The sequence below is a fragment of the Nannocystis sp. genome (assembly GCF_016714285.1).
Taxonomy (GTDB): domain Bacteria; phylum Myxococcota_A; class Polyangia; order Nannocystales; family Nannocystaceae; genus Nannocystis.
In genome coordinates this window covers 1-26024 of sequence record NZ_JADJNN010000025.1, presented here as the reverse complement: position 1 = coordinate 26024, position 26024 = coordinate 1, and the positions used below count along the sequence as shown (strand labels likewise).

The window sequence follows — 26024 nt, the reverse complement described above, 5'->3', positions numbered from 1 at the left end:
ATGGGGCATGCGAACCATGAGGGTGCTGCTCCTCGGAGTCACTTGCGGTCTGCTCACCGCTGCGTCGGCGCGCGCCGCCGAGTTCACCTGTCCGGTCGACCAGGGCCGCTACGCGCACCCGCATGACGGCACGAAGTACATCGAGTGTCTCAAGGGCGTACCGAGCGTGCAGTCGTGTGCGCCGGGCCAGGTGTTCGACGACCTGCGCAAGGGCTGCACGGCGCCGGGCAACGTGCGCAAGGCGCCGCCGCGCAAGCCGAAGGCGAAGCAGAAGAAGCGCTGAGGTGTCCGCGCAGCGCGAGGCGTCCGCGCAGCGCCTCAGCGGGGGCCGAGGAGGAAGTAGGTGGTCATGGGGCCGAGGCCTTTGACCTCGATGCTGCCGCGGGCTTCGAAGCGGTGGCTGTGCTGGAGGGCGAGGAAGGTGGAGTGGTCGACGTGGACGCGGCCGGCGACGCCGTGGGACTCCATGCGGCTGGCGGTGTTGACGGTGTCGCCCCACAGGTCGTAGGCGAACTTGCGGGTGCCGATGATGCCGGCGACGACGGGGCCGCTGTGCATGCCGACGCGGACGGCGAGGCGGGTGCCGAGCTCGAGGTTGACGCGATCGACGGCGGCGAGGATGCCGAGGGCCATCGCGGCGATGGTCTCCTGGTGGTCGGGCCTCGGGGTGGGGACGCCAGCGACGGCCATGTAGGCGTCGCCGATGGTCTTGATCTTCTCGACGCCGAGGCGGTCGCTGAGGGCGTCGAACTCGGTGAAGACGCGGCCGAGTAGGTCGACGATCGCCTCGGGGCTGCGGGCGGCGGCCATGCGGGTGAAGCCGACGATGTCGGCGAACAGGACGGTGACGGCGTCGAAGTGCTCGGCGATGCGCTCCTCGCCGGCCTGGAGGCGGCGGGCGATCGGGCCGGGGAGGGTGTTGCGGAGCAGGCGATCGCTGCGGTCGCGCTCGGCGGAGAGGGCCCGCGTGCGCTCGGCGATGCGGGCCTCGAGCTCGCCGTGGGCCTCGCGCAGGCGCTCGTCGAGGAGGGCGCGGCTGACCCGCGAGGCGGTCATCGAGGCGATGATGGTGAGGAGCTCGCGGTGGACGGCGGTGAAGAAGCCGGCCTGGCTGTGCTCCGAGTCGATCACCCCGATCACGCGGCCGTCGTGCAAGATCGGGACGGCGAGCTCGGAGAGGCGGGGCTGGTCGTCGCAGATGTAGCGCGGGTCGGCGCGGGTGTCGGGGATGAGCACGACCTCGCCGCTGCGGGCGACGGCGCCGACGATGCCCTGGCCGACGCGGATCTGGATCGGGGCCAGGATCTCGCGGCCGCGCGGGTTCTTTGGGCCGAAGGCGGCGCGCTGGATCAGGTGCTCGCCGCCGGGGTCGAGGAGGTAGATGACGCAGTCCTCGAGGCCGAGGCGGGGGACCGCGTTGTTGGCGACGTCCCACAGGATGTCGTCGAGGTCGGTCTGCGAGGAGAGCAGCGAGGCGGCGAGCTCGTTGATGACGTCGAGCTGGTGGCAGCGCTCGCGCAGGACGGCGTTCTCACGCTCGAGCGCCCGCAGGCGTGCTTCCCAGTCCTCGCCCACCCGGCCTCCGGGCGGAGCTTAGCGCAGCGGGCGAGGGCGCGGGTGGGGCCCTGGCGCGGCGGGCGAGGGCGCCGGTGAGCGTCGGCGACGGCTTGCTCAGCCCTCGTGCATGCCGAGGCTGCGGGCGAGGGCGCGGACGCACGCGAGGGGGCGGCCCTTGAACACGCGGACGTAGGGGACGCCGCCGGCCCGCGCGGCGCGGGCGAGGATGCCGTCGATCGTGTGCGCCTGGAAGCCGGTGGCGATCAGCACGAGGTCGTAGCTGCGGCGGGCGATGCTCTCGCACTGGGCCTGGACCTTGCGCGGGTTGCCGTCGCACCAGCTGATGTCGAGGCCGAGCTGGTCCTCGAGCTTGGCCTTGAGATCGGGGTCGTCGCGGTTGCTGACGAACAGGGCCGACTTGCCGCGGACGCGGGCGCGGACGAGGGCGGCGAGGGAGTCGTCGTCGGCCTCGTTCGGGGTGACGCTGGTGAGGTCGATCTTGATGCTGTCGTAGTCCTGCTCGAGCTCGGGCTCGTCGCCCTCGGGGGCGTTGCGCAGGTGGGACTTGAGGTCGCGGAGGCGGCGACGGAGGCGGCGGTCGGCGTCCGGGAGGGCGTCGTCGTCGAGCTCGAGGATGACGGGGCGGAGGTCGCCGACGAGGGCGGCGACGTCGGGGGTGTTGAAGGCGTCGAAGGCGCGGAGCAGCCAGGCGCCGAGCTGGGTCGTCTGGGTGGCGCTCAGCTGTTCGCGCTCGCTGCGGACGGCGAGCTGGCGCTGGCGCAGCTGCTCGCTCTGGGCGGCGGCGGCGCGCGAGGTGTCGACGGGCGGGCGAAACTCGGGGTCGAGCCACTTGCGGAGGGCGGGGGCGCGGTCGCCGAGGCGACCGGAGAGCCAGCGCAGGCGGCCCATGACGCAGCCCCACAGCTCGGGCTGGAGGCTGTGGATGCGGATCGCCCGCAGCTGCTGGACGTGCTTGACGAGGGCGTCGATCGAGTCCTGGCCGAGCTCCTCGGGCGGGGTGCTGAGGTGGCGGGGCGGGGGCTCCTGGGCGGCGCCGGCGAGGGTCTCGACGGTGAGCTGGGCGTCGCGGAGGATCTGCCGCGGGTCGCCGGTCTGCGGGCGGCGCAGGTCGTCGGCCCAGCCGTAGTCGTCGAGCGGGACATCCGAGTGCATGGCGCGCTCGCGGTGGGTCTGGACGTACTCGCTGGCGTCGTTCCAGGTGCGCACGAGGCTGGCTGTCTTGACGCCGAGCTCGCCGACCACGCAGTCGGGGCGGGCGTTCATCTGCAGCGCCTGCACCGAGCCGGGCCACATGATCTTGCTGATATTGGTGAGCTCGTGGGCGACGCGGCGGACGAGGATTGCGACCTTGTGCTCGCCGGTGAATTGCTCGTCGAGGCCGCGGGCGCGACAGATCCAGCCGAGCATGTGGATCTTCTGCAGGCGCGGGGCCATGAGCGCGAAGTCGGGGCGGGCGTCGGCGATCTCTTTGAGGATATCCTCGAGGGTCTCGCGGGCCTCGGCGATCGCGGCGGCGGGGTAGGTGGGGAGCGAGAGGATCAGGCGTTCGCCGACGCGAGGGGGCTCGAACGGGCGACGCTCGGGCTCCGCTGCGACCGGCGCTGGCTCGGGCCGGGCGGCGGTCGGGAGCGGGTCCGTGGTGGTGGTGACGGGGAATGTGAGCGGGGTGCTGGCCGCGATCGGAGCCGTCGGCGGCTCGGTCGCTTCCGGGGTCGCCTCGGGGGTTGTGACAGTGGCCCAGCGATCGTAGAGCGCGCGGGCGGCGAGCGACGGGAACATCTGCGCGAGGAGGTGCTCGAGCGCCGCGTGGGCGTCGACGCCGTGGCCGAGCCAGCGCTCCTCGCCGCGCCAGACCAGGCACTCATACCAGCCATGTTGACGTATCTGGCCGCGGTAGCCCTGCTCCCGCAGGAGCTCGGGGAGCCACCGATCGTCGTCGTCCGTCACAGGCGACAACGCTAGTCGTTTCTCTCAGCCGCCGCAACGCGGGCGAGGAACAACGTACCCGCGCTGCCCCGCGCCCCGCCCCGGAGCGATGCTGCGCAGCGACGCCGAAGTTGCACGGCAGCTTGTGCATGTACAGGGGCATCGACGGGTCGTCAGGGGCAGAGGACGATCAGGTGCCGGTGACGCTGCCGCCGTCGACGCTGAGCACGGCGCCGGTGATGAAGCTCGAGCGCTCGTCGGCGAGGAAGAGGTAGGCGCGGGCGATGTCCTCGGGCTGGCCGACGCGGCCGACCGGGGTGTGCTCGATCATGTGCTGCATCACCTTCTCCGGGATCGACTTGACCATCTCGGTGGCGATGAAGCCGGGGGCGACGGCGTTGGCGGTGATGTTGTACTTGCCGAGCTCGCGGGCCCAGACCTTCGTCATGCCGATGACGCCGGCCTTGGCGGCGACGTAGTTGGTCTGGCCGAAGTTGCCGTAGAGGCCGACCACCGAGGAGGTGCTGACGATGCGACCGTAGCGCTGCTCGATCATCGTGGGGACGACCGACTGGGTGCAGTTGAACACGCCCTTGAGGTTGACGTTGACGACGGCGTCGAACTGCTCCTCGCTCATCTGGGCGACGACCTTGCCGTCCCGGACCTTGACCAGCTGGGCGTCGCGGACGATGCCGGCGTTGTTGATCAGGACGTCGACGCGGCCGAACTGGGCGCGCACGCCGGCCGCGGCCTCGACGGTGGAGGAGGCCTGGCTCACGTCGACGCGGTGAAACACGGCGACGCCGCCGGCGGCGGTGATCGCCTGCAGGGTGTCGTGGCCGGCCTGCTCCGCCATGTCCCAGATGGCGACGGCGTAGCCGCTCTCGGCGAAGAGGAGGGCGGTGGCGCGGCCGATGCCGCTGCCGCCGCCGGTGACCACGGCGACGCGGGGGGTGCTGGCTGTTGTCATGGGCCCGGGAGCGTAGACCTGGGGCTGGCTGGAGGAAAGTGACCGAAATTGCGCATTGCGCGGGCAAATGCCGCCTGGCGGCTTGCCGAAGCCGGAGGGCTGCCCTTAGGATGCGCCTCCGATGTCGACCGCCGCCGCCCCGCCCGCACCCCTGGTCCGCGAGATCAAGGAGCTCATCATCGAGGCGCTCATGCTGCAGGACATGAGCCCCGACGACATCGACCCCGAGGCGCCGTTGCTGGTCGAGGGGCTCGGGCTCGACTCGATCGACGTGCTCGAGCTGGCGATGGCGATCAACAAGAAGTACGGCGTGAAGACCAAGGCCGACGACGCCCAGAACCGGCACATCTTCGCGTCGGTGAACAACCTGGCGACCTTCATCCACGAGCAGCAGGCGGCCTGATCGCTTGCGCGTCGTGCTCGCAGTGGTCCGCGCGCTCATCGTGATCGGCTACCCGGCGGCGCTGTACTTCGGGGTCTCGCGGCTGGATCCGCGATCGCTGGGGCTGGTGATGCTGGGGCTGTTGTTGCCGAACCTGGCGCTGCGCGTGTGGGCGGCGCCGGCGGAGCAGCGCAGGGCGGTGGTCCGCCTGCCGCTGGCGCTGGCGGGGCTCGTGGGGCTCGGGGCGGCGCTGGCCGAGCCGCGGTTTTATCTGGCGCTGCCGGTGCTGGTGAACCTGACCCTGCTGGCCAACTTCGCGGCGTCGCTGCGCGGGCCGGTGTCGCTGGTGGAGCGCTATGCGCGGCTCCAGGAGCCCGAATTACCGGAGGGCGGACCGGCGTATTGTCGCAAGGTCACGGCCTGGTGGTGCTGGTTCTTCGCCGCCAACGCGGCCGCGTGCGCGGGGCTGGCCGCGGCGGCGCCGGTGTCGTGGTGGGCGCTGTACACCGGAATTTTGGCGTATATCCTGGTCGGGTTCGGCTTCACGCTCGAGTTCCTGGTCCGCAAGCGGGTGTTCCAGCAATTTGGGGACTCGCTGCCGGACCGCCTGCTGGCCCGCTTCCTCCGCCGCGCATGAACGACGTCGCAAACGGACCCTCGCTGTTTCGTCCGGTGGCCCACGCCGCGGGGGATCTGGTGGCGCTCGGGGCCGACGGGGTCCGTCGCGGGAGCGATCTGCTGCGCGATGTGTTGGCGGTGGCGCGGCGCCTGCCGCCGCCGGGGCCGGGGAGCGAGGTGCTGGTGGTGTGCGGCGATCGCTACCACGTGGCGGTCGCGGTCCTGGCGGCGTGGGAGCGCGGGCACGCGGTGGCGCTGCCGCCGAACGCGGCGCCGGAGACGGTCCGGGCGCTGCGGCGGCGACCGGGGGTGGTCGCGCTGCTGCACGACACGGACACGCCCGATGAGTTCGACCTGCGGCCGTGGCTGGGTGATGAGCTGTCCCCCGGGACAGGTCCGTCGGGGCCAGTCGGCGGGGCGGATGAGCTGTCCCCGGGGACAGCTTCGGCGAACGCAGTCGGGGTCGGGGAGGAGCTGTCCCCGGGGACAGGTCCGGCGGGGCTCGCGGGGATCGACGGGGCGCGGGTGATCGCCACCGTGTACACCTCGGGCAGCACGGGGGCGCACCAGGCCTGCCCGAAGACGGCGGCGCAATTGCTGGGCGAGGCGGCCACGCTGGCGCGCTGCTTCGCGGTGACGCCGGCGCGGCGGGTGGTGGCGACGGTGCCGCCGCATCACCTCTACGGGCTGCTGTTCAGCGTGTTGATGCCGCTGGCGGCGGGGGCGAGCTTCGTGCGCGAGACGCCGCTGCACGCCGAGACGGTGGCGGCGACGGCGAGGCGGCACGCGGCTGATTTGCTGGTCAGTGTGCCGATCCATTTGCGCAGCCTGACGGTGCTGGACGCGGGCGAGCTGCCGAGCTTCGCGGGGGTGTTCTCGTCGGGCGCGGCGCTGCCGAGCGAGACGGCGGCGGCGCTCGGCGGGCTCGGGCTGGCGGTGACGGAGATCTACGGGGCCTCGGAGACCGGCGGGATCGCGTGGCGGCGGCACCTGCCGGGGGCGCTCGAGGCGACCTGGGCGGCGCTGCCGGGGGTGGAGATCGTGGCCGACGCGAGCGGGCGGCTGCTGCTGCGCTCGCCCTTCTTGCCGCCCGATGCCGCGATCCCCTTCGCCTGCGAGGACGTGATCGAGGTGGTCGAGGGCGGCCGCTTCCGTCTGCTCGGGCGGCGCGACGGGGTGCTGAAGATCGGCGGCAAGCGGGTGGCGCTGGCGGAGGTCGAGCAGCGCCTGCTGGCCCAGGCGTGGCTGGCCGACGCGGCGGTCGCCGCGAGCGCGGTGGAGGGGCCGCGCGGGCAGGAGATCGTGGCGGCGGTGGTCGCCCGGACGCCGGGGCCGGACGCCGAGCTGGTGGCGCGGGTGCGGCAGGGGCTGTTGCAGTGGTTCGACCCGGTGGTGGTGCCGCGCAAGATCAAGGTCGTGCCGCGGCTGCCACGGGAGGCCAGCGGCAAGCTGACGCGGGCGAGCCTGCTGGCGCTGTTCGAGCGCCCGGCGGCGAAGGAGGGGCCGCCGCGCACGGAGTTCGTGATCCGGGAGCAGCGTGAGGTCGCCGGTGGGCACCGCTTCGCGGTCCAGGTGCCGCGCGACCTGGCGTTCTTCCGCGGGCACTTCGTCGGCCTGCCGGTGCTGCCCGGGGTGGCGCAGCTGGTGGCGCTGGTGCTGGCGCGGGCGCGGGCGCTGTACCCCGAGCTCGGCGAGCCGCGGCGGATCGCCCGGCTCAAGTTTCGCCGGGCGATCGCGCCGGGCGACGAGCTCGAGCTGCAGCTGCGCCTCGACGCGCCGCGGCGGCAGCTGAGCTTCACGTTGGCCCGCGCGGGGGAGCAGTGCAGCGCGGGCGTGCTCGACTTCTCGGGCGAGTTTGCGAGTGGCCTTGAGGACATGTCCGGAGGGACAGGTGGCTGAGTTCCGGGTGTGCGCGCTGATCCCCACCTTCGACAACCCGCTGACGGTGCGGGCGGTGGTGGAGCGGGTGCGGGCGCAGATGGCCGACGTGGTGGTGGTCGACGACGGCAGCGCGGCGGCGGGGCGCGAGGCGGTGGCGGAGCTCGGGCGCGAGGGGCTGGCGCACACGACCCGGCGGGCGGTCAACGGCGGCAAGGGGGCGGCGGTCAAGACGGGCTTCGCGTACGCGCGCGAGCTCGGCTACACGCACGCGCTGCAGGTGGACGCCGACGGGCAGCACCAGCTGGAGGACATCCCGCGCTTCCTGGCGGCGGCGCAGGCCCGGCCGGAGGCGCTGGTGTTGGGTGCGCCCGAGTACGACGCGACGGCGCCGCTGGGGCGGCTGATCGGCCGCAAGATCACGCTATTTTGGACGGCGGTGGAGGTCGGCCGCGGGGTGATCACGGACCCGATGTGCGGGTTTCGGGTGTATCCGCTGGCGGCGGCGCTGGCGGTGCCACGCACCGGCGACCGCATGGACTTCGACATCGAGATCGCGGTGCGCATGGCCTGGATGGGGGTGCCGATCGTCAACCTGCCGACGCAGGTCCGCTACCTCGGGCGCGACGAGGGCGGGGTGTCGCACTTTCACATGCTGCGGGACAATCTCCGGATCGCGGGGATGCACACGCGGCTGGCGATGACGGCGTTGCTGTGGCGGCCGCTGCTGCGGCTGCTCGGGCGCGGGCCGCGGAGTCTGCCGGCGGCGCGGTGAGCGAGATGGCGGAGACCGCTGACGACCGGGCGTGGATGGTGCGCCGCGAGAAGGGCACGGTGCTCGGCGTGCGAGCGGTGCTCGTGGTGTGTCGCGTGTTCGGTCGCCGCGGGGCGGGGCTCTTGCTGCGGGTGATCGTGTTTTATTACGCGATCTTCGCCGGGCCGGCGCGGCGGGCGGCGCAGGACTTCTTGCGCCGGGTCGGGCGCCCGGCGGGCTTCTGGGGGGCTTACCGCAATATCTACAACTTCGCGGTGTGCGCCCTCGATCGCGTGTTCCTGGTCCGCGGCGAGACGCGGCGCTTCGAGCTGCACGCGCACGGGCAGGAGCACCTCGAGCGCCTGCGGGCGGACGGACGCGGGGCGATCCTGCTGGGGGCGCACCTCGGGTCCTTCGAGGTGATGCGGGCGCTCAGCAAGGACCGCGAGTTCGTGGTCAACATCCTCGCGTACTTTCACAACGCGCGGATGATCAACAGCTTCCTGGCGACGGTGGGCGCCGACTTTCGCGGGCGGGTCATCGAGATCGATCCGAAGGACACGAGCTACATCTTCGCGGTGCAGGCGGCGATCGAGCGCGGCGAGCTGGTGGCGATCCTCGGGGACAGGGTCGGGGTCAACGACAAGACGGCGACGGCCGAGTTCCTCGGGGCGAGGGCCCGGTTCCCGACCGGACCGTACACGCTCGCGGCGCTGCTGCGCTGCCCGGTTTTCCTCACCTTCGGCCTGTACCGGGCCCCGAACCGCTACGATCTGTATTGCGAGCCGCTGGGGGAGCATCTAGAACTGCCGCGGGGCGCCCGCGAGGCGGCCCTCGCCGCCCATGTCCAGCGCTACGCCGATCGCCTCGAGCACTACTGCCGGCTGGCGCCCGACAATTGGTTCAACTTCTATGATTTCTGGCGGGCACCCGAGGAGCCGCGGTGACTGACGTGGTGTTGATCGACGGGCGGCGGCGGACGATCGCGGAGATCGTGGCGATCGCGGAGGGGCGCGCCCAGCCGCGCCTCGATCCGGACCCGGGCTTTCGCGCCCGCCTGTCTGCCGGCGCCGAGCAGCTCGCGCGGCGGCTGGGCGCGGGCGAGGTGGTGTACGGGGTCAACACGGGCTTCGGCGACTCGTGCGTGACGGCGGTGGCGCCCGAGCACGTGGCCCAGATGCCGATCAACCTGATGCGCTTCCACGGCTGCGGGACCGGGCGCCTGCTCGACGAGGTCGAGGCCGCGGCGGTGGTGGCGGTGCGCCTGACGGCGCTGGCGGGCGGGTGGTCGGGGGTGCGGCCGGTGGTGCTCGAGCACCTGTGCGCGCTGCTCGAGCGCCGGGTCCTGCCGTGCATCCCGGCGGAGGGTTCGGTGGGGGCGAGCGGGGACCTCACGCCGCTGTCGTACGTGGTCGCGGCGCTGGTCGGCGAGCGCGAGTGCTGGTCGAAGGGACAGGTGGTCGCGGCCGCGGCGGCGCTGCAGGCCGCGGGGCTGCCGGCGCTGACGCTGGCGCCGAAGGAGAGCCTGGCGCTGATGAACGGGACCAGCGTGATGGTCGGGCTCGGCTGCCTCGGCTACGCGCGCGCGCAGCGGCTGGGCCGGCTGTGCGCGGCGATCACGGCGATGGCGTCGGACGTGCTGGGCGGCAACCCGGGGCACTTCGACGACCGCATCTTCGCGGCCAAGCCGCACCCGGGGCAGCGGGCGTGTGCGCGGTGGATCCGCGAGGATCTCGGCGGGGCTGGAGCGGACGATCCGCGGCGCGGACCGAGCCAGGAGCGCATCCAGGACCGCTACTCGGTGCGCTGCGCCCCGCACGTGATCGGGGTGCTGCTGGACGCGCTGCCGTGGATCCGCGAGTCGCTCGAGATCGAGGCGAACGGGGCCAACGACAACCCGCTGATCGACCCCGACACCGGCGAGGTGCTGCACGGCGGGAATTTTTACGGCGGGCACGCCTGCTTCGCGCTCGACGGGCTCAAGACGGCGGTGGCCAACCTCGCCGACCTCGTCGACCGCCAGATCGCCCAGGTCTGCAACCCGGACATGAACCACGGGCTGCCGGCGAACCTGGTCGGAAGGACAGGTCCAGATCGGGCGGCGCACCACGGCTTCAAGGCGATGCAGATCGCGAGCTCGGCGCTGGCCGCCGAGGCGCTCAAGCTGACGATGCCGGCGAGCGTCTTCTCGCGCTCGACCGAGTGCCACAACCAGGACAAGGTCAGCATGGGGACGATCGCGGCCCGCGACTGCCTGCGCATCGTCGAGCTGACCGAGACGGTGGCGGCGATCGCGGTGCTGACGATGGCGCAGGCGGTCGACCTGCGCGGCGGGCTGCGCTGCGGGCCGCGCACGCTGGCGATGCACGCGGCCGTGCGCGCGCGGGTGGCGATGGTCGACGCCGATCGGCGGATGGACCACGACATCGCGGCGGTGCTGGCGATGCTGCGGGGTGACTCGTTGGGGGGCTCGCTGACTGGCTCGCTGCCGATGGGGGAGGTCGACTTCCCGTGAGTGAGAGTTCACTGGCAGCGCGTGGCCGCTTGCACGAGGTCCACGTCGATCTCGAGGTGCCGTTTCACGACGTCGATGTGCTGCAGATCGTGTGGCACGGGCACTATTACAAGTACATGGAGCTCGGGCGTACGGCGCTGCTGCGCGCGCGTTCGCTCGATGTCCCGCAGATCCGCGAGCTCGGCTACCGCCTGCTGCTGGTCGACAGCCACTGCCGCCACACCTTCCCGTTGGCCTACGGCGAGCGGGCGCGGGTCAGCGCGTGGTTCGTCAGCGTGGCGCCGCGGCTGGTGATCGCGTACAGGATCCGCAACCTCAGTCAGGACCGCTGCTCGGCGCGCGGTCAGACCATCCTCATCACGACCGACGCCGACGGCCGCATGCTCCCGGAGACCCCCGATGACCTGCTCCAGCGCCTTTAGCCCCAAGTGTTGCGCGTGGCTGCTCGTGGCCATGATCGGGCTGCCCGGGGTGCTGGCGGGGGCGCCGGCGGGAGCGCAGGCGCCGGTGACCGTGGTCGCGGCGAGCAGCACGCCGGAGCTCGAGCAGCTGCTGGCTCGCTTCGCGGCGATGTCGGGGCTGTCGGCCAAGTTTCGCGAGGAGAAGCGGATGGCGCTGCTGGCGGCGCCGCTGGTCAACGAGGGCATGCTGTACTTCGCGCCGAAGGGTCGGCTGGTCCGCCACATCACGGCGCCGGCGCCGGCGACGGTGCTGATCGACGAGGGCTCGCTGCGCTTCGCCGACGCGGGCGGGAGCGAGACGCTGTCGCTGACGCAGAACCCGGTGCTGCGCCTGTTCGTCGACAGCTTCGTCAAGATCTTCGCGGGCGATCGGGCCGCGCTGGAGCGCATGTACACGATGGAGCTGCAGGCGCTGCCGGTGGGCGCGGACGGGGTGGCCCGGTGGTCGCTGCGCCTGCGCCCGCGGGTGGCCCCGATGACGCAGATCATCGAGCGCCTCGAGCTCGTCGGGCACGAGGTGGCGCTCGAGAGCATGCGGGTGGTCGAGGTCGGTGGCGACGAGACGATCACGACCTTCAGCGAGGTCGACACCGGTCGCCGCTTCACCGCGGAAGAGCTGACCGCGCTGTTCCGGTTGCCGGGTCAGCGCTAGAGGCGAGGGGCCCACGGTGGAGGTGGCGAGAGGTCGCGTCGCGCGGGCGCTGCTCGGCTGGCTGTTGCTGGCCGGGCTGGCGGCGCTGTGCTGGTCGCGGATGGCGGTGACGACCGACATCACGCACTTCATGGCCGACGAGAGCGACGCGCGCCTGGCCGGCATCTCGCGCCAGCTGGCGCAGTCGGAGCTGACGCGGACGATCGTGCTGAGCGTGCAGGCCGAGGGCGACGATCCGGCGCCCGCGCTGGCGGCGGCGCGGCGGCTGGGCGAGGCGCTGGCGGGGGACCCGGAGGTCGCGTGGCTGCGCACGGGGCCGGGGCCGATCGACGGCGAGGCGATCCATCAGCTCTACTTCCCGCGCCGGAATTTCTTGCTGGATGACCCGAAGGACAGGTTGTCCGACGCGGGACTGCGGGCGGCCGCGGTGGCGCTGAAGCAGGAGCTCGGGCGGCCGACCGGGCAGATCGTCAAGCGCGTGGCGCCGGCGGATCCGCTGTTGTTGTATCCGCAGCAGCTGCGGCGCCTCGAGGCGGCGCGGGCGGGCGGACTCGAGGTGGTGGAAGGGCAGTTTCTCGCCGAGGGTCGGCACGCGCTGGTGTTGCTGGCCACGCGGCACTCGCCCTTCGACGCGGCCGCGCAGGCGCCCCTGCAGGCGGCGATCACGGCCGCCGCGAGTGGTCTCGGCGAGGGCGTGACGCTCGAGCAGAGCGGCGTGGCCCGCTTCGCGCTGGCCGCGGAGCACAGCATGCGGGCCGACATCCAGCGCATCTCGACGGTGTCGCTGCTCGGGCTGGTGCTGCTGTTCGCGCTGATGTTCGGCTCGGTGCGGTTAATCGTGCTGGCGTTGCTGCCGCTGCTGGCGGGCGTGCTGGCGGCGCTGGCGGCCTGTCTGCTGCTGTTCGGGACGGTGCACGGGTTGACCCTGGCGTTCGGGGCGACGCTCATCGGGGTGTGCATCGATTACTCGGTGCACCTGTTCAACCACTATTTACTGGCGCCGGCGCCAGCAGGGCCCGAGGCGAGCGCGCGCAAGATGTCGGCGGGGCTGTGGCTCGGGGCGCTGACGACGATCGCGGGCTTCGCCGGGCTGGCGTGGACCAGCTTCCCGGGGCTGCGCGAGGTCGCGGTGTTCGCCAGCGTCGGGGTGCTGACGGCGGTGGTGGCGACACGGTATTGGTTGCCGAGCATGTTGCCGGCTGGGGCCCGGCCGGGGCGTCTGGCGGTGCTGGCGGCGGCGGGGCTCGGGCGCATGGTCGTGCGGCTGCGGCGGGCGCGGGGGCTGTTGCTGGCGTTGCCGATCGCGGCCGTGATCGCGGCGGCGATCGGGGTGCCGAGGATCTCGTTCAGTGATGACATCAAGCTGCTGACCAGCACCGACCCGGTGATGTTGGCGGAGGACGAGCGCGTGCGCGGCCGGGTCGCGCGGATGGACAGCGGCCGCTTCGTGGTGGCGATCGGCAGCGGGCCGGACCTCGCGGCGGCCGAGGAGGCGGCGCTGGTGAGCAACGACGCGGTGTTCGCGGTGTTGACGGCCGCGCGGGCGGCCGGCGAGGTGGCGGAGTTTCGCAGCCTGCACAGCTTCGTGCGCTCGGCGGCGGCGCAGCGGGCGAGCCTGGCGGCGTTGCAGGAGCCGGGGCTGCCGGCGCGGCTCGACGCGGCCTTCGTGGCGGAGGGCTTTCGTGCCGGCAGCTTCGCGGGCTTCTTCGCGGACATGTCCTCGGGGCCAGGTCCGCTGCGGCCCGCGGAGCTGGCCGGGACGCCGCTCGCCGAGCTGGTGCGGTCGTTTCGCGTCGAGCTCGCGGGGGCCGAGCCGACGGTGGCGGTGCTGAGCCTGCTGCGCGGGGTGAGCGACGGGGCGGCGCTGCGCGGGCGCCTGGCGGCGGTGCCGGGCAGCCACTACTTCGACCAGGCTGAGGCGATGGCGACGGCCTTCGCGGGTTACCGGGCGCGCACGCTCGAGCTGGTGCTGTTCGGGCTGCTCGGGGTGTTCGCGCTGGTGCTGCTGCGCTATCGCCGGCTCGGGGTGGCGATGGCCGCGTTCGCGCCGGCGGTGCTGGCCGCGGGGGCCACGCTCGGGGTGCTGGCGATGTGCGGGGTGGGTATTGGCCTGTTGCACGTGGTGGCGCTGCTGCTCGTGCTCAGCATGGGGGTCGACTACGGGGTGTTCCTCGCCGAGAGCCGGGGCGACCCGGAGGGCTTCACGGCGACGCTGCTGAGCGTGGTGATCGCGTGTCTGTCGACGGTGCTGGCCTTCGGCCTCCTGGGGATGTCGGACAGCCCGGCCTTGCGGGCGATCGGTGTGACGGTGGGGCTCGGCGTGCTGCTGAGCCTGGTGCTGGCGCCGGTGGCGATGCTGCTCGGGGAGCGAGGCGAGCGATGAAGTCGATGCGGTCGCGGTGGCTGCGATCGCTGGTGCTGCTCGGGCTGTGTGGCTGCGCGCCTAAGGTTGTCGACCCGTCGCAGCTGCGCTATCCGGGCGAGCTGGTGCCGGTCGCTCAGCTGGCCGGGCGCGGGGACTTCCTCGCTCGCCAGACGCTGGTCGGTCGGCTGGGCGAGCGCGAGATCCACGGCCAGGTGGTGCTGCAGAAGCGCGGGTCGGAGCTGACGCTTATCGGGCTGACGCCCTTCGGCAGCAAGGCCTTCGTGATCCAGCAGGGGCCGGAGGGGGTGCGCTCGCAGACGATCATGGCCGGTGCGCTGCCGTTCCCGCCGGAGTTCATGCTGCTCGACGTCCACCGCGCGCTGTTCATGGGCCTGTCCGGAGGGACAGGTGCGGACGGCGAGCGCCGGGGCGAGCGCGAGGGTGAGGCGATCCGCGAGACCTGGGCGGACGGACGGCTGCTGCGCCGCAGCTTTCGTCGCCTCGATCGCCGGCCGAAGGGGACGATCACGATCGAGTACGTCGGCGGGATGGCGGGCGAGCAGGCGCCAGCGAAGATCATCGTCGACAACGGGTGGTTCGGCTACCGGGTCGAGATCTCGACGATCAGCTGGCAGCCGATCTGAGGCGAACGCCTGCCACGTCCGGCTTCTTCGCGGAGTTCGACACGCGAGTTCTTCCCGGCGCGGAGGCCGGCCGCCGGCCCCCCCCCCCCCCCCCCGTCGCCCGCGCCCCCCCCCCCGCCCCCCCCCCCCCCCCCCCGCGCGCGATCAGTTGGCCGTGGCGGTGAAGGTGTAGCTGTACTCGCAGGGCAGGGTGTAGCCGAGGAAGGTGGCGACGAGCCCACAGGAGGCGCCGGTGCACTTCAGGTTGACGGTCTGGGTGCCGTTGACTTCGGTGGGGGAGAGGAGGTCGCCCTCGATGTCCAGGTGCGACTCGACGGTGGCGTCGATGTTGGGGTCCTTGTAGGTGGTGACGATGCGGTCGGGGCAGCTGTACGAGTCGCCGCTGTAGGTGCACTCGAAGGCGTCGTCGAAGTCGCCGTCGTTGACGGTGAACTTGCCGGGGCTGGTGACGGTGATGGTGAAGTTGCCGGCGGGGTCGGTCGGCGGGTCGTCGCCGCAGGAGTTGCTGACGATCATGCTGCCGCCGTAGGTCCAGGTGCCGGACTTGGGCTCGATGTCAGTGCCGCCGCCGCAGGCGACGAGGAGGGCGAGGGAGAGGGGGAGGAGGCGCTTCATGGCGGGCCCAGTCCATCAGGCCCGGGGCCCAAACGCAATGGCACGCGATGGGGCGAGCCGGAGCCAGCGCCACAGCGGGAGGCCCTCGACCGCGAACAGGGGCGCGAACGCGAGGCCGAGCAGGGGATAGGGGAAGAAGATGGCCATCACGGCGAGCACGCCGAGGTGGAAGGCGAAGGCGCCGAGGGCCCAGACGCGGGCGAGGCGGGGGCCCAGGAGGGCGACGGGGGCGAGCAGCTCGAGCACGAGGCTGAGGCCGGCGAGCGGCGGGAACAGCCAGGCCTTGCCGACCAGAGCGGCGCCGAGTGGCGAGTGGGTGTCGCCGAGCTCGAGCTTGCGGAGGTTGTCGTAGGCGATGTAGTTGCGCAGGAGATCGGAGCTGACCCACTCGAGGCCGCTGAGGCGCAGCTTGGCGATCCCGGCGAGCAGGTAGGTGGCGACGGTGACGAGGGCGAGCAGGCGCACCGGCCAGCCGTGGGCGTGGGGGCGGTCCACGGCGGGCGCGCGGCGGGCGTCGAGCGACCAGGCGTCGGCGCTGCGGGCGAGGCCGAGGATGATGACGTGGGCCACCATCAGGTTCTCGGTGTGGAAGATCATGCCCCAGCTGTTGCGATAGCTGAGGACCCACAGCAGCAGCGCGGCGAAGCCCGGGCCGGTGACGGCGAAGCGCCAGCCGAGGGTGAAGGCGAGGCCGAGCGGCAGGGCGAGCAGGACCGGGCCGATGACGAGGGCGGGCGGGAGCGGGGCGGCGAGCAGGCTGACGACGCCGACCGGGGCGAAGCTGTCGGGGGCGAAGTCGACGAAGCTGATCAGGTGGACCACGCGGATCGCGAGGTAGACCGTGGCGAAGCCGCCGATCAGGCAGCGCAGGGCGGCGAGGCGGGTCGGCGGCAGCTCGGCGCGGAACCAGCGGTCGACGGCTCGCAGCGGGCGCCATGGGCCGGATGTCCCGGGGGACAGGTGGTCGTGGACGCTCACGGCGACCTCGCGGCGGGGGATGTCCCGGGGGACAGGTTGTTGGTGGGTGTCCCGGGGGACAGGTTGTTGGTGGGTGTCCCGGGGGACAGGTTGGGGGCGGGCGGCTTCCGGGTGCGCCGCTTCTTCTTCTTCTTCTTCTTCTTGGGCTGCTGCTGGGCGTCGGCTGGCTCGACGACGCCGGGTGGCGTGCAGCGGGCGCGCAGGCGGCCGGGGCGGATCGGGGCGGTGTCACCTTCGAAGTAGGTGATCGCGTCGTAGCGCTCGCTTCGCAGCTCGACGCGGACGATGTCGGCCCAGGCGGGGTCGTCGGCGAGGCGAGCGGCGACCTGGCGGCACAGCTCGAGGCTGGTCTGCTTGCCGCCGCGGGCGGCGCCGTGGAGGGTCGCCTCGGCCTGCAGGACCTCGTCGTTGGCGACCAGAGCGGGTGGCACGACGCGGCGGCCGCCAGCGGCGTCGAAGGCGATCATGTGGTGGACGGTGGTGTGGGCGCTGGCGAGGCCGCGGCCGAACATCGGGTAGCTCGACCACGGGAAGGAGTCGGCGCCGGGGGGGCGGCACAGCGGCGAGAGCACCATCAGCAGCAGGGCGCCGCTGACCAGCCAGGCGTAGGCAGGGCCGCCGCGGTCAAGCGCCACCGCGCGGCTCCACCGAGGTCGGCGCGGTGAGTGGCGCCACCGAGGTCGGCGCGGCGATCGGCGCCACCGAGGTCGGCGCGGCGAGTGGCGCCACCGAGGTCGGCGCGGCGGTCGGCGCCGGCGTTGCGCGCAGGAGGCCGATCGCGCGGCCGCCGTGGCCGATCGCGGACCATACGTGCTGGGTGTAGTCGATGCGCATGTCCGGCGAGCCGATCGACTCGGAGTAGCCGCCGGGCACGACCTCGTCGGGCGTGCAGGCGAAGCAGTTGGCCTCGGTCCACTGCTGCTCGACGAGGAAGGCGAGGACCTCGCGCATGAGCGCGGCGTCCTCGGGCCGGGCCTCGCCGTCGGCGGCGCGGATCGCCATGGCCGCGGCGAGGGTCTCGCCGAAGCCGCCGGTGGGCGTGTTGTGCGGCGGCAGCACGTTGCCGAAGCCGTAGGCGCCGACGAGGTCGCTGCGCACGGCGCCGGCGTCGAGGATGAGGCGGCGCTTGAACTCGACGTAGTCGAGGCAGAAGCGCTCGTAGCCGGGGTGGCGGTGGATCGGGAGGGCGGCGCGGGCGGCCAGGCAGTGCCAGTTCTCCTCGAGGAAGAAGAAGCTGTAGTAGGCGTGGTCCCAGTAGTCGTCGGCGAAGTAGCTCATGGCCCGATCGAGCGCGGCGTGCAGCTCGGCCGGCGCGGGCATGCCAGCCATGACAGGCAGGTTGGGCTCGTCGGCGAGCAGCTGCTCGAGGAGGGTCAGGGCGAACACCACCTGGCCGGCGGCGTACATCGGATCGGGGCCGGGGATCGGGGCGACGGTGTCGAGGTTGAAGCGCGGGTGGAAGCCGCCGTCGGGGCGCTGCATGGCCAGCAGGAAGCCGGCGAGGCGGGCGATGAGGGCGTCGTGTTCGGGGCCGGTGCGCGGGCGACAGCTGAGGAAGGCGATCAGCGGCAGGGCGGTGTCGCCGAGGCTGGCCCAGCGCCGCGGTGGGCGATTGGGCTCGTCGTGGACCAGGCCGGAGACCGCGCCCGCGGGGCGCTCGAGGCTCGCCATCATGGCCAGCGAGCGACGAGCCGCGCGGGTGACGGCGCCGGTGGGCGAGCCGAGCTCGCAGAGGGTCAGGGTGGTGCCGGCCTGGCGCGGCACGGCGAAGCCCCGCCAGGTGACCTTGCCGGTGAAGGGCTGGAGGATGTAACGGAAGCGGCCGTCCTCGTGCTGGGCGGCGAGCACGTGGCGCTCGGCGGCCACGCTGGCGCGGCTGAGGTCGGTAGGCTCGAGCTGGTCGCGAGGCTCGCGCATCGTCGGGGCGTGGACGACCTGGCCCTGGTGGTCGACGATGAAGCTGTCGGTGGTGATGCGGGTGAGGCCGTCGAGGGTGAGGGCGGGCTCGTCGTCGCCGCGGCGGGCGAGCACGCGGCGGAGCGCGGCGGGGTCGCTGCCGAAGCGCAGGTCCTCGATGAAGGGCAGGGGCGTGAAGGTGTTGAACTGGCCGAGGGCGACCAGCTGCCAGGGCATGAGGCAGCGCTGGCCGTCGCACACGCCGTCGAGGCCGGGGCGCAGGAGCAGGCTCAGCGGGCCGGGCGAGTCCGAGGCGAGCGGCTGGGTCGCGGTCAGGACGTCGATCTTCATCGGCCCGGGCGCGGCGGCGTCGGCGATGGTGGCGGCGAGCGCGGGCAGGAGGTCCTCGGCGCGCTCGGCCTGGACGCAGCGGGTCATGGCGCGCAGGCGCGGGGTCTTGTCGCGGGTCTTCTTGTTGCTGCGGGGCTTCTGGGCGTCGCGGACCGGGTAGGTGACGATCAGGGTCGGGCGGTCGATCGCGGCGTCGCACTGGATCGGGCTGCGGGTCCACAGGTGGACCTTGGGCCTGGCCTTTGGGACAGGTAATTCCAGCTTGCTCAGGGTGGTCTGCAGATCGCTGGCGAGGGCCCTGGGGTCGTCGCCCGGGTGCGGCAGCGGGTCGGCGGCGGCGGCCCCGGCGGCGCGCCACAGGCCCGCGCTGAACACGACGAGCAGCGCGCCGGCGACCCCGAGGCCGCGACGCGGGCGCAGGCCGCCGGTGGCGGCGATGCCCCACAGCGCGAGCGGGACGGTGAACAGCACGAGCACGCACCACAGCGCCCCGAGCCCGCCGGCGACGCCGCGGCCGAGGCCGCCGTAGAGCACCGCGATGTACACGCCGGCGCGCAGGGCCGTGAAGGTGTGGACCGCGAGGTAGGCGAGCGCGTAGAGCGAGGTGACGCGCCACGCGAGGCGGCGGGGGCGGGGGCCCGCGAGCGCGAGCGTGGCGGTCACGAGGTGGAGGGCCGCGAGCACCGCCGTGGTGACCGCGAACAGGGTCCAGCGCTGCCACGGGAGCACGCTGGCGGCCCACGCGAACACCAGGCCGTGGACCAGCGAGAGCGCGACCAGCGACCAGCGCGGGTCCGTGGCGGCGACTGGCCCCATGCCAGCGGCGGGCCCCATGGGCTTGGTCGTGCCGGGCGAGGTGCGGGGCCTCGGACATGCGGCAAGGCATATCATAGGCGGTGCGCCCCGGTCCGAACGATGGTATGGCCGGCGACGAGCATGTCGCACGCACGCACGCACGCAGCGCGAGCGCGGGTCCTCGGGGCGGCGCTGTTGGGGCTGTGGGTCGGGCTCGCGGGCGGGCCCGCAGCGGCCACGGTCAGGCTTGCGGGGCCTGGCGGGGCGGACGCGGGGCGGCCCGCGCCGTCCGTGCGGATCACGCCGGCGCCGCTGCGTTCGCTGTCTCTGCCGTCGGCGTCGACGATCGTCGCGCTGTCGCCGACGTTCGCCGCGCAGCGCGTCGAGGCCGCGCCGGTGGCCCCGGGTGCGCGGGCGTCCTTGCCGTGGTCGGCCGAGTCGCGGTCGGGGCTCGGACTCGGGCTCGGGCTCGGGGTCGCCGCTGCGGTCTCGCTGGGACTCGGCGTCGGGCTGTTGGTGCAGCACCGCGAGGGTTACGCGCAGTTCGAGGCGGCGCCGGACAACGCCGGCTTCGTCGCCGCTCTGGGCGCGAGCTCGGCGGGGGCAGGCCTGGTCGGCGCGGGTCTCGGGCTCGGTGCTGTCGGGCTCACGAGTGGTCTCTGGTGGGGGCGCTCGCCTGGCCGCGCGAATGGTCGCGCGAATGGTCGCGCGAATGGTCGATCACCGGGTCGCTCGAATGCTGGCAAGGATGCCCGCGATCGCGTGTTGTGGGCCGAATTGGCGGTCGGCGGCGGGCTGGCTTTGATCGGCAGCGCGTGGTATGCGAAGGAGTGGCAGCACGTACAGAAGGATCTGTATGACGGCAGGAAGGATCCCGAGATGGACGGCACGCCGAGCGGACACGATCCGAAGGCGCAGCACCGGGAGACGGCGGCGAGCTCGATCATCGGCGCCGGCGCGGGGCTCATGGTCGGGGCCGGTGTGGCCCTGTTGACGCATACGGTGGTCGGCCGGCGCGCCCGCCGGGAGCGCAGGGCCGCGCGGTGGGGCCTCGCGGGCGGCCCCGGGCAGGCCGGGCTCGGGGTCCGGGGCCGCTTCTGATCGAAGTGGCTCCGATGAAAGTGGCACCGATGGGCAGCGATTGAACTGGCACCGATTGAACTGGCACCGATTGAACTGGCACCGATTGAACTGGCAGCGATTCGATTGGCATCGATTGGCAGCGATTGAACTGGCCCGCGTGAACTGCGAACATTGAGTGTCCCCATGGCGCGCCCTCTCTGGCTCATCTCCACCTGCATCGCCGCGATCCCGCTGCTTGGTTGTCACGTCGCTGGTTGTCGCGAGGGCGACCTCGCCTGCGGTGGGCTCAGCGCGAGCACCAGCGCGGGCACGGCTGACGTGCTCACGAGCAGCTCGGACGCGACGATGTCGGCCAGCGATTCGGCCACGGGCGGGAGCACCGGCGCGAGCAGCACGGGTGAGCCCACGGGCGGGCCGACGACCGGCGTGCCGGCGGTGTGCGGCGACGCTGTGGTCGCGGGCGCCGAGGAATGCGACGACGGCAACGACGCCGAGGACGACGCCTGTCTGTCCAACTGTCAGCTCGCGCGCTGCGGCGACGGCCAGACGCAGGTCGGCGTGGAGGAGTGCGACGACGGCGACGCCGACCCGGGCGACGAGTGCACGGGGATCTGCACGCTCCCGCGCTGCGGTGACGGCATCCTGCATCCGGCCACCGAGGTTTGTGACGACGGCGCCGCCAACAGCGACAATCTCTATGATGGTTGCAGCACTGTGTGCCAGCCGGGGCCGCGCTGCGGCGACGGCAAGATCAACGGCCCCGAGGACTGTGACGACAAGAACGACGATCTGACGGACGGCTGCCTGCCGGGCTGCGTCGAGGCGACCAGCTGCCTGACCATCCTCATGAAGAACCCGGGCGCGCTCTCGGGGAAGTACCGCGTATGGCCGACGGCGCTCGGCGGCAACGTCGACCTGCAGGTCCAGTGCGACATGGAGGCCGACGGCGGCGGCTACACCTTCCTGAAGGTCGACACCGAGGTGCCAAATGCCAGCGACAAGGGGGCCAAGGCGGCCGAGCTCATCTGCAAGAGCTTCGGCATGCACCTGTTCGTGCCGCGCAGCAAGGCGCACCTCAAGTCGTCATTCACCTTCGCCACCACCGACAACCTCGTGCCGGTGGGCGGCGGGAAGATCGGCAAGGGCGCCGAGTATCTGTCGATCCTGGCCATCTTCCCGGGAATGCCGATGGCCACCTGCGGCGGCAAGGGCCTCAACTCCGGCGACTGCCCGCTGTGGCGCGCGTGGGACGACCACTCGTTCTGGGTCACCGACAAGGCGGTCCCCGGCGAGCCCAGCAACGATCACTGCGCCGGCTGTTCGATGCTCTATAAGTGGAATCTCGACGGCACGCTCAAGAGCTACACGACCTTCCCTTCGGGCGAGGGCGCCGGCAGCTATCGCTTCGTCTGCGATATCGCGGACAAATTCTGAGCCGTATTCGCGCGCACGGTCGCGGCGGCCGCGTTCCTGGTACACTCGCGGGTATGGATCGATATTTCCCGTACCCCGGGCCGCTATGCGCCCTCTCCCTCGTCTGCCTTTCTCTCGCCGCCTGTAACGACGGCGATAGTACAGCCACCGAGGGCTCGACCGGTGCGCAGACCAGCACTGGCGCGGCGAGCACGGGTGGTCCAGGCGACACCGAGCAGGTGCCCACGACCAGCCCTGACACCGGCAGCGAGGGCAGCGGTTCGGTATCAGGCAGCACGACCGACGCCAGCGCCAGCACCGGCGGCACGACCGGCGAGGTCAGCGTATCGTCCAGCGACCCGAGCACCAGCGACACCGGCAGCACCGGCGTCGACACCGAGACCGCCAGCAGCAGCGGGGGCGAGCAATGCCTGACCGAGCTATGCGGCGACCCGCAGGTCTGCTGCGAGGTCGGCGAGATGTGCATCAACGCGGCCTGCGTGGCCACCTGCGGCGATTTTGCCGCCCTCGATGTCGCGCCCTTGTGGTCGTGGACGGCCAATGAGGTCACGTGCACGCCGCTGGTCGCCGACCTGCAGGGCGACGCCAAGCCGGAGCTGGTGGTCAACGCGATGCGCATCGACGGTGTCACCTTTGAGCTCGGCGAGATCGTCGTGCTCGACGGGGCTGGGGCCGAGCTGCTGCGTATCAAGGAGGACCCGCCGAACCAGAAGTTCGGGTCGAACGGCCTCGCTACCCCCGTGCTCGCGGACGTGAGCGGCGACGGCAAGCCCGATATCATCTACTCGGGGCGCCAGGACGGGCAGAAGCTGGCCCTGGTCCACGCGGTCGACGGCGCCGGCAAGCTGCTGTGGAGCAGTCACACCGCCAACAATATGCCGGCCAAGATCCGCTGGGATCGCGGCGCGGCGGCGGCCGTCAACCTCGACGACGACCCCGAGGCCGAGATCGCGGTCGGCGGCGCCCTGTTCGACGACGACGGCCTGTTGGTGTGGAACGAGCAGGGCAAGAGCGGGCTGCTCGGCACGCCGACCGACAACATGATGGTGCCGAAGCTGCTCTACATCGGCGGCCTGCCGACCTTCGCCGACCTCACGGGTGACGGCAAGCCGGAGCTCATCACCGGGCGCGAGGCGTGGACGATCGACTGGGCCCCGGGCAATCCCCCGGTCGTGTCGATGACGCAGCTGTGGAAGAACACCAGCGGCAAGGGCAACGACGGCTGGCCCGCGGTCGCCGACATCGATCAGAACGGCACGCCCGAGGTGATCCTGGTGGCCTGGCCCGACATCAAGGTGCTCGACGGCAAGACCGGCAAGCTGTGGTGCGGCGTCGATCCGACCGGCGTGATGTGCGAGAACAACGACGGCCTGCGTACCCCGCCGATCGCGATCAAGGGCAGCAACCTCGGCGGACCGGCGACGATCGCCGACTTCGACGGCGACGGTCGGCCCGAGGCGGCGATCGCTGGCGGCGTGGCGATCGCGGTCTACGACTTCAACCGCGCGGGCGAGACCATCGTCAAGCCGATGGCCGACCCGATGCCGGCCGTGGGGGCGATGTTCGCGCGCTGGTTCAAGACCACCCAGGACAACAGCTCGGGCAGCACGGGCTCGTCCGCCTTCGACTTCCACGGCGACGGCGCGGCCGAGCTGACCTATCTCGACGAGTGCCGGCTGTACGCCTACGACGGCAAGACCGGCGCGACGATGCTCGACCTGGCCAACTCGAGCAACACGGTGCACGAGTACCCGCTCGTCGTCGACCTCGACGGGGACGGCAGCGCCGAGCTGCTCGCGGTCGCCAACATCCTCACGGCGCAACCGCTCGACGGCTGCAAGCAGAAGGACCCGGGCTTCGTGCCGCGCAAGGGCGTGTTCGCCTACGCCAGCGCCGACCCGTGGGCCGCGACCAGCGGGCCGTGGACGCAGCACAGCCATCACATCAGCAACGTCGGGCCCGGCGGCAACGTGCCGCTGATGGAGCAGGACAACTGGACCACGCCGGGGCTCAACAACTACCGCCAGAGCCTGCAGGGCGGGTGCAACTAGGCCGGTGAGGGTTCGACGCACGCCTTGCGGTGGGTCGCAGAGCGTGCACGGGGCGGGCTGGCCCGTCGACGCGCTCGCGCTGGCGATCCTGGCTGGCACGTCCCTTGCTGATTCGCCAGGCGACCGAAGCGCCGTTCGCGGCCGAGTCGGGAGTCCGTGTATCCTCGACCTCCAGATCGTTGTGACCCCATGATGGCGATTCAATCCGTACGCAATTTCACGCTGGCCACGCTCCTGGCCTTCGGTGGCGCCTGCATCATCCACAGCGCCCCGTCCGGGGCTCCGCCCGCGCACCAGACGGGCAAGCCGGCGAAGCAGTCCGGCAAGCGGCCGAAGCCGGCAAAGCATGAGCCGGCGAAGCCCGCGGCGAAGCCGAAGCCGGGCAAGCCGGCGAAGCCGAAGCCCGAGCCGAAGCCGAAGCCCGAGCCGAAGCCCGAGCCGAAGCCCGAGCCGAAGCCCGAGCCGAAGCCCGAGCCGAAGCCCGAGCCGAAGCCGGACCTGCCGCCGGCGGAGGCGCCGAAGGGCACGCACATGGTCGTGCCGGTGCGGGTGGCGTTCGCGGAGGCGGTGGCCAAGGTCGACGAGCTGGTCGTTCGCACCGCGAAGCATGACTGGCAGACGGTCAGCGCCCCGGGCGCGATGACCAAGGTCGAGGTCAAGTATCAGGTGTGGCGCGACCCGATCGCGGCCAGCTTTGATGACCAGACCTTGAAGGTCCGGGTCAAGGTGCACTACGCGGCCAACGTCCGCGCCTCGGCGAAGAACCCGCTGGGCGGGAGGATCTGGATCACGAAGGGGGAGACCTGGGGCACCAAGGCGGAGCCGCAGGAGATCACCGCGAACTTCCACGCCCGCTTCGCCATCAAGGACGACTTCAGCGTCCACGCGAAGGCCGAGCTCGATGACATCGATCACGGCAAGGCGCCGAGCGGGCAGGTGTGCGTGAAGGCGCTGGTCAGCCTGTGCATCACCAAGGAGGCGATCGCCCCGATGGTGCACAAGAACATCGAGCGCAGCCTGGTGCCGCAGATCGAGAAGGCGCTGAACGACGCCGACCGGCAGTTCGAGAAGGCGCTGCGCCTGAAGCCGCAGGCGCAGAAGCTGTGGACGGCGCTGCAGCAGCCGCAGTCGCTGCAGAAGCTCGGGCAGGCCAACTGCCCCAGCGAGGCCGGCGCGCTGTGCACGACGCCCGCGTGGCTGGTCGCGCGGCCCACCTCGCTCGGCATCTCGCAGCCGCACATGGACGGTAAGGACCTGCGCGTCGATCTGGCCATCGGTGGCCAGCTCGCGGTGCAGCTCGGCGACAAGCCGAAGGCGAAGCCGACCGCGCTGCCGAAGCTCGGGCCGGTCCATGAGCCCCCGGGCTTCGCCGTGCGCGCGCGCCTGCGGGTCCCGCTGGCCGCCCTCGCCGCCGAGCTGCGCGAGCGTCTCAAGGGCCAGAAGCTCGGCGACGCGCGCACGCCCGAGCTGGTCGTGACCGAGGTGCGGCTGATCGAGGACCTCGACGCCCGCCATCCGCAGCGCCTCCACCTCGCGGTCACCGTCCGCGGCGCCCTCGATGCGGAGCTCAACCTCTACGGTGAGCTGGCCTGGAACGCCAAGACCGGCGAGCTGGCGGTCAAGGACTTCGACTTCTCGCTCGCCAGCGACAACGAGGCGCTAAACAAGCTCTCGGCCGCCAACCAGGCCGCGCTGCGCAAGCTGATCGCGGAGCGGGCCCACTGGAAGATCGCGCCGCGGGCTGCCGCGCTCGGCGAGGCCGTCACCGCCGCGCTCGACGGGGTGTGGCGCGGGCACCTCGACGTGAGCGGCGAGCTGCGCCAGGTCCACGTCGAGCACTTCGCGGTCGAGAAGGACGCGCTCGCGGCGGATGTGGTGATCAGCGGCCAGCTCGGCGTCGCGTTCACGCCGTGAGGCTTTGGCTCGGTCCTCGCGGTGGGAGCCGCGAGGACCGAGGACCACCGAGCGCGCCCGCTCATTGCGGCAAGATCACGCTCTTGAGCTGGCCGCCGGTCATATCCGAGTAGGTGTAATGGTCGCCGACGATGTCGATCTTCTTCATCGCGGGGACGTTCTTC

22 protein-coding genes are annotated in these 26024 nt (G+C 72.1%); 15 read left to right on the top strand and 7 right to left on the bottom strand.

Annotated elements, in window-relative coordinates:
• Positions 1-7 precede the first annotated feature (7 nt).
• Positions 8-283: a carbohydrate-binding module family 14 protein gene (locus IPJ59_RS30255; protein ID WP_293274444.1), complete on the top strand. Its 276-nt coding sequence runs from the start codon at positions 8-10 to the stop codon at positions 281-283.
• A 35-nt stretch (positions 284-318) separates the two neighbouring features.
• Here the strand turns inward: IPJ59_RS30255 and IPJ59_RS30250 are convergent, their stop codons facing one another.
• The 3 genes from IPJ59_RS30250 to IPJ59_RS30240 all read right to left on the bottom strand — a co-directional run bounded on the left by IPJ59_RS30250 (position 319) and on the right by IPJ59_RS30240 (position 4474).
• Entirely contained in the window at positions 319-1575 is a 1257-nt protein-coding gene (locus IPJ59_RS30250; protein ID WP_293274443.1) for an adenylate/guanylate cyclase domain-containing protein, read from the bottom strand.
• Positions 1576-1671: 96 nt separating this feature from the next.
• Positions 1672-3525, bottom strand: coding sequence for a hypothetical protein (locus IPJ59_RS30245; protein ID WP_293250430.1), 1854 nt, complete (start codon positions 3523-3525; stop codon positions 1672-1674).
• A gap of 169 nt (positions 3526-3694) precedes the next feature.
• Entirely contained in the window at positions 3695-4474 is a 780-nt protein-coding gene (locus IPJ59_RS30240) for a beta-ketoacyl-ACP reductase (RefSeq protein ID WP_293274441.1), read from the bottom strand.
• A 121-nt stretch (positions 4475-4595) separates the two neighbouring features.
• Here IPJ59_RS30240 and IPJ59_RS30235 point away from each other — a divergent pair, with 121 nt between their 5' ends.
• The 10 genes from IPJ59_RS30235 to IPJ59_RS30190 are packed head-to-tail and all read left to right on the top strand — an operon-like array spanning position 4596 to position 14743.
• On the top strand, positions 4596-4877 hold the full coding sequence (locus IPJ59_RS30235; protein ID WP_293250436.1) for a phosphopantetheine-binding protein: 282 nt from the start codon (positions 4596-4598) through the stop codon (positions 4875-4877).
• Positions 4878-4890: 13 nt separating this feature from the next.
• Positions 4891-5493, top strand: coding sequence for a COG4648 family protein (locus IPJ59_RS30230; RefSeq protein WP_293274439.1), 603 nt, complete (start codon positions 4891-4893; stop codon positions 5491-5493).
• On the top strand, positions 5490-7373 hold the full coding sequence (locus IPJ59_RS30225) for an AMP-binding protein (RefSeq protein ID WP_293274437.1): 1884 nt from the start codon (positions 5490-5492) through the stop codon (positions 7371-7373). Before IPJ59_RS30230 ends, IPJ59_RS30225 begins: the two co-directional genes overlap by 4 nt.
• The gene (locus tag IPJ59_RS30220; protein ID WP_293274435.1) at positions 7366-8127 is read left to right on the top strand and encodes a glycosyltransferase family 2 protein; all 762 of its coding nucleotides are present in this window, start codon (positions 7366-7368) and stop codon (positions 8125-8127) included. Before IPJ59_RS30225 ends, IPJ59_RS30220 begins: the two co-directional genes overlap by 8 nt.
• Positions 8128-8132: 5 nt before the next feature.
• A complete protein-coding gene (locus IPJ59_RS30215; RefSeq protein WP_293250452.1) occupies positions 8133-9053 on the top strand; it encodes an LpxL/LpxP family acyltransferase in 921 nt (306 codons plus the stop codon).
• Entirely contained in the window at positions 9050-10621 is a 1572-nt protein-coding gene (locus IPJ59_RS30210; RefSeq protein WP_293274434.1) for an HAL/PAL/TAL family ammonia-lyase, read from the top strand. The genes IPJ59_RS30215 and IPJ59_RS30210 overlap by 4 nt, the downstream gene beginning before the upstream one ends.
• A 29-nt stretch (positions 10622-10650) precedes the next feature.
• The gene (locus IPJ59_RS30205) at positions 10651-11043 is read left to right on the top strand and encodes an acyl-CoA thioesterase (RefSeq protein ID WP_293274433.1); all 393 of its coding nucleotides are present in this window, start codon (positions 10651-10653) and stop codon (positions 11041-11043) included.
• Positions 11021-11734 carry an outer membrane lipoprotein carrier protein LolA gene (locus tag IPJ59_RS30200; protein WP_293274431.1) on the top strand — a complete coding sequence of 238 codons (714 nt, stop codon included), beginning with the start codon at positions 11021-11023 and terminating at the stop codon, positions 11732-11734. Before IPJ59_RS30205 ends, IPJ59_RS30200 begins: the two co-directional genes overlap by 23 nt.
• A 16-nt stretch (positions 11735-11750) precedes the next feature.
• Positions 11751-14117 carry an MMPL family transporter gene (locus tag IPJ59_RS30195; RefSeq protein WP_293274429.1) on the top strand — a complete coding sequence of 789 codons (2367 nt, stop codon included), beginning with the start codon at positions 11751-11753 and terminating at the stop codon, positions 14115-14117.
• Entirely contained in the window at positions 14114-14743 is a 630-nt protein-coding gene (locus tag IPJ59_RS30190; RefSeq protein ID WP_293274427.1) for a DUF3261 domain-containing protein, read from the top strand. The genes IPJ59_RS30195 and IPJ59_RS30190 overlap by 4 nt, the downstream gene beginning before the upstream one ends.
• A gap of 144 nt (positions 14744-14887) precedes the next feature.
• Here IPJ59_RS30190 and IPJ59_RS30185 read toward each other — a convergent pair whose 3' ends face one another.
• The 4 genes from IPJ59_RS30185 to IPJ59_RS30170 are packed head-to-tail and all read right to left on the bottom strand — an operon-like array spanning position 14888 to position 19417.
• Positions 14888-15358, bottom strand: coding sequence for a hypothetical protein (locus IPJ59_RS30185; protein WP_293250476.1), 471 nt, complete (start codon positions 15356-15358; stop codon positions 14888-14890).
• Positions 15359-15373: 15 nt separating this feature from the next.
• Positions 15374-16336 (bottom strand): HTTM domain-containing protein, encoded by a 963-nt coding sequence (locus IPJ59_RS30180; RefSeq protein WP_293274425.1) that lies wholly within the window; start codon positions 16334-16336, stop codon positions 15374-15376.
• Positions 16333-16971, bottom strand: a complete 639-nt coding sequence (locus IPJ59_RS30175; RefSeq protein WP_293274423.1) for a hypothetical protein — start codon at positions 16969-16971, stop codon at positions 16333-16335. The genes IPJ59_RS30180 and IPJ59_RS30175 overlap by 4 nt, the downstream gene beginning before the upstream one ends.
• Positions 16961-19417, bottom strand: a complete 2457-nt coding sequence (locus IPJ59_RS30170) for a prenyltransferase/squalene oxidase repeat-containing protein (protein WP_293274421.1) — start codon at positions 19415-19417, stop codon at positions 16961-16963. Before IPJ59_RS30170 ends, IPJ59_RS30175 begins: the two co-directional genes overlap by 11 nt.
• A 252-nt stretch (positions 19418-19669) precedes the next feature.
• On the opposite strand from IPJ59_RS30170, the gene IPJ59_RS30165 reads away from it, so the two are divergent.
• From IPJ59_RS30165 to IPJ59_RS30150, 4 genes are all read left to right on the top strand, one after another.
• Complete coding sequence (locus tag IPJ59_RS30165) at positions 19670-20479, top strand: hypothetical protein (protein ID WP_293274419.1); 810 nt, start codon at positions 19670-19672, stop codon at positions 20477-20479.
• Positions 20480-20644: 165 nt separating this feature from the next.
• Complete coding sequence (locus tag IPJ59_RS30160) at positions 20645-21895, top strand: DUF4215 domain-containing protein (RefSeq protein ID WP_293274417.1); 1251 nt, start codon at positions 20645-20647, stop codon at positions 21893-21895.
• 53 nt (positions 21896-21948) lie between these two features.
• Positions 21949-23946, top strand: coding sequence for a hypothetical protein (locus IPJ59_RS30155; protein ID WP_293274415.1), 1998 nt, complete (start codon positions 21949-21951; stop codon positions 23944-23946).
• Between the two features lie 189 nt (positions 23947-24135).
• Complete coding sequence (locus IPJ59_RS30150; RefSeq protein WP_293274413.1) at positions 24136-25860, top strand: DUF4403 family protein; 1725 nt, start codon at positions 24136-24138, stop codon at positions 25858-25860.
• Positions 25861-26024: the final 164 nt, after the last annotated feature.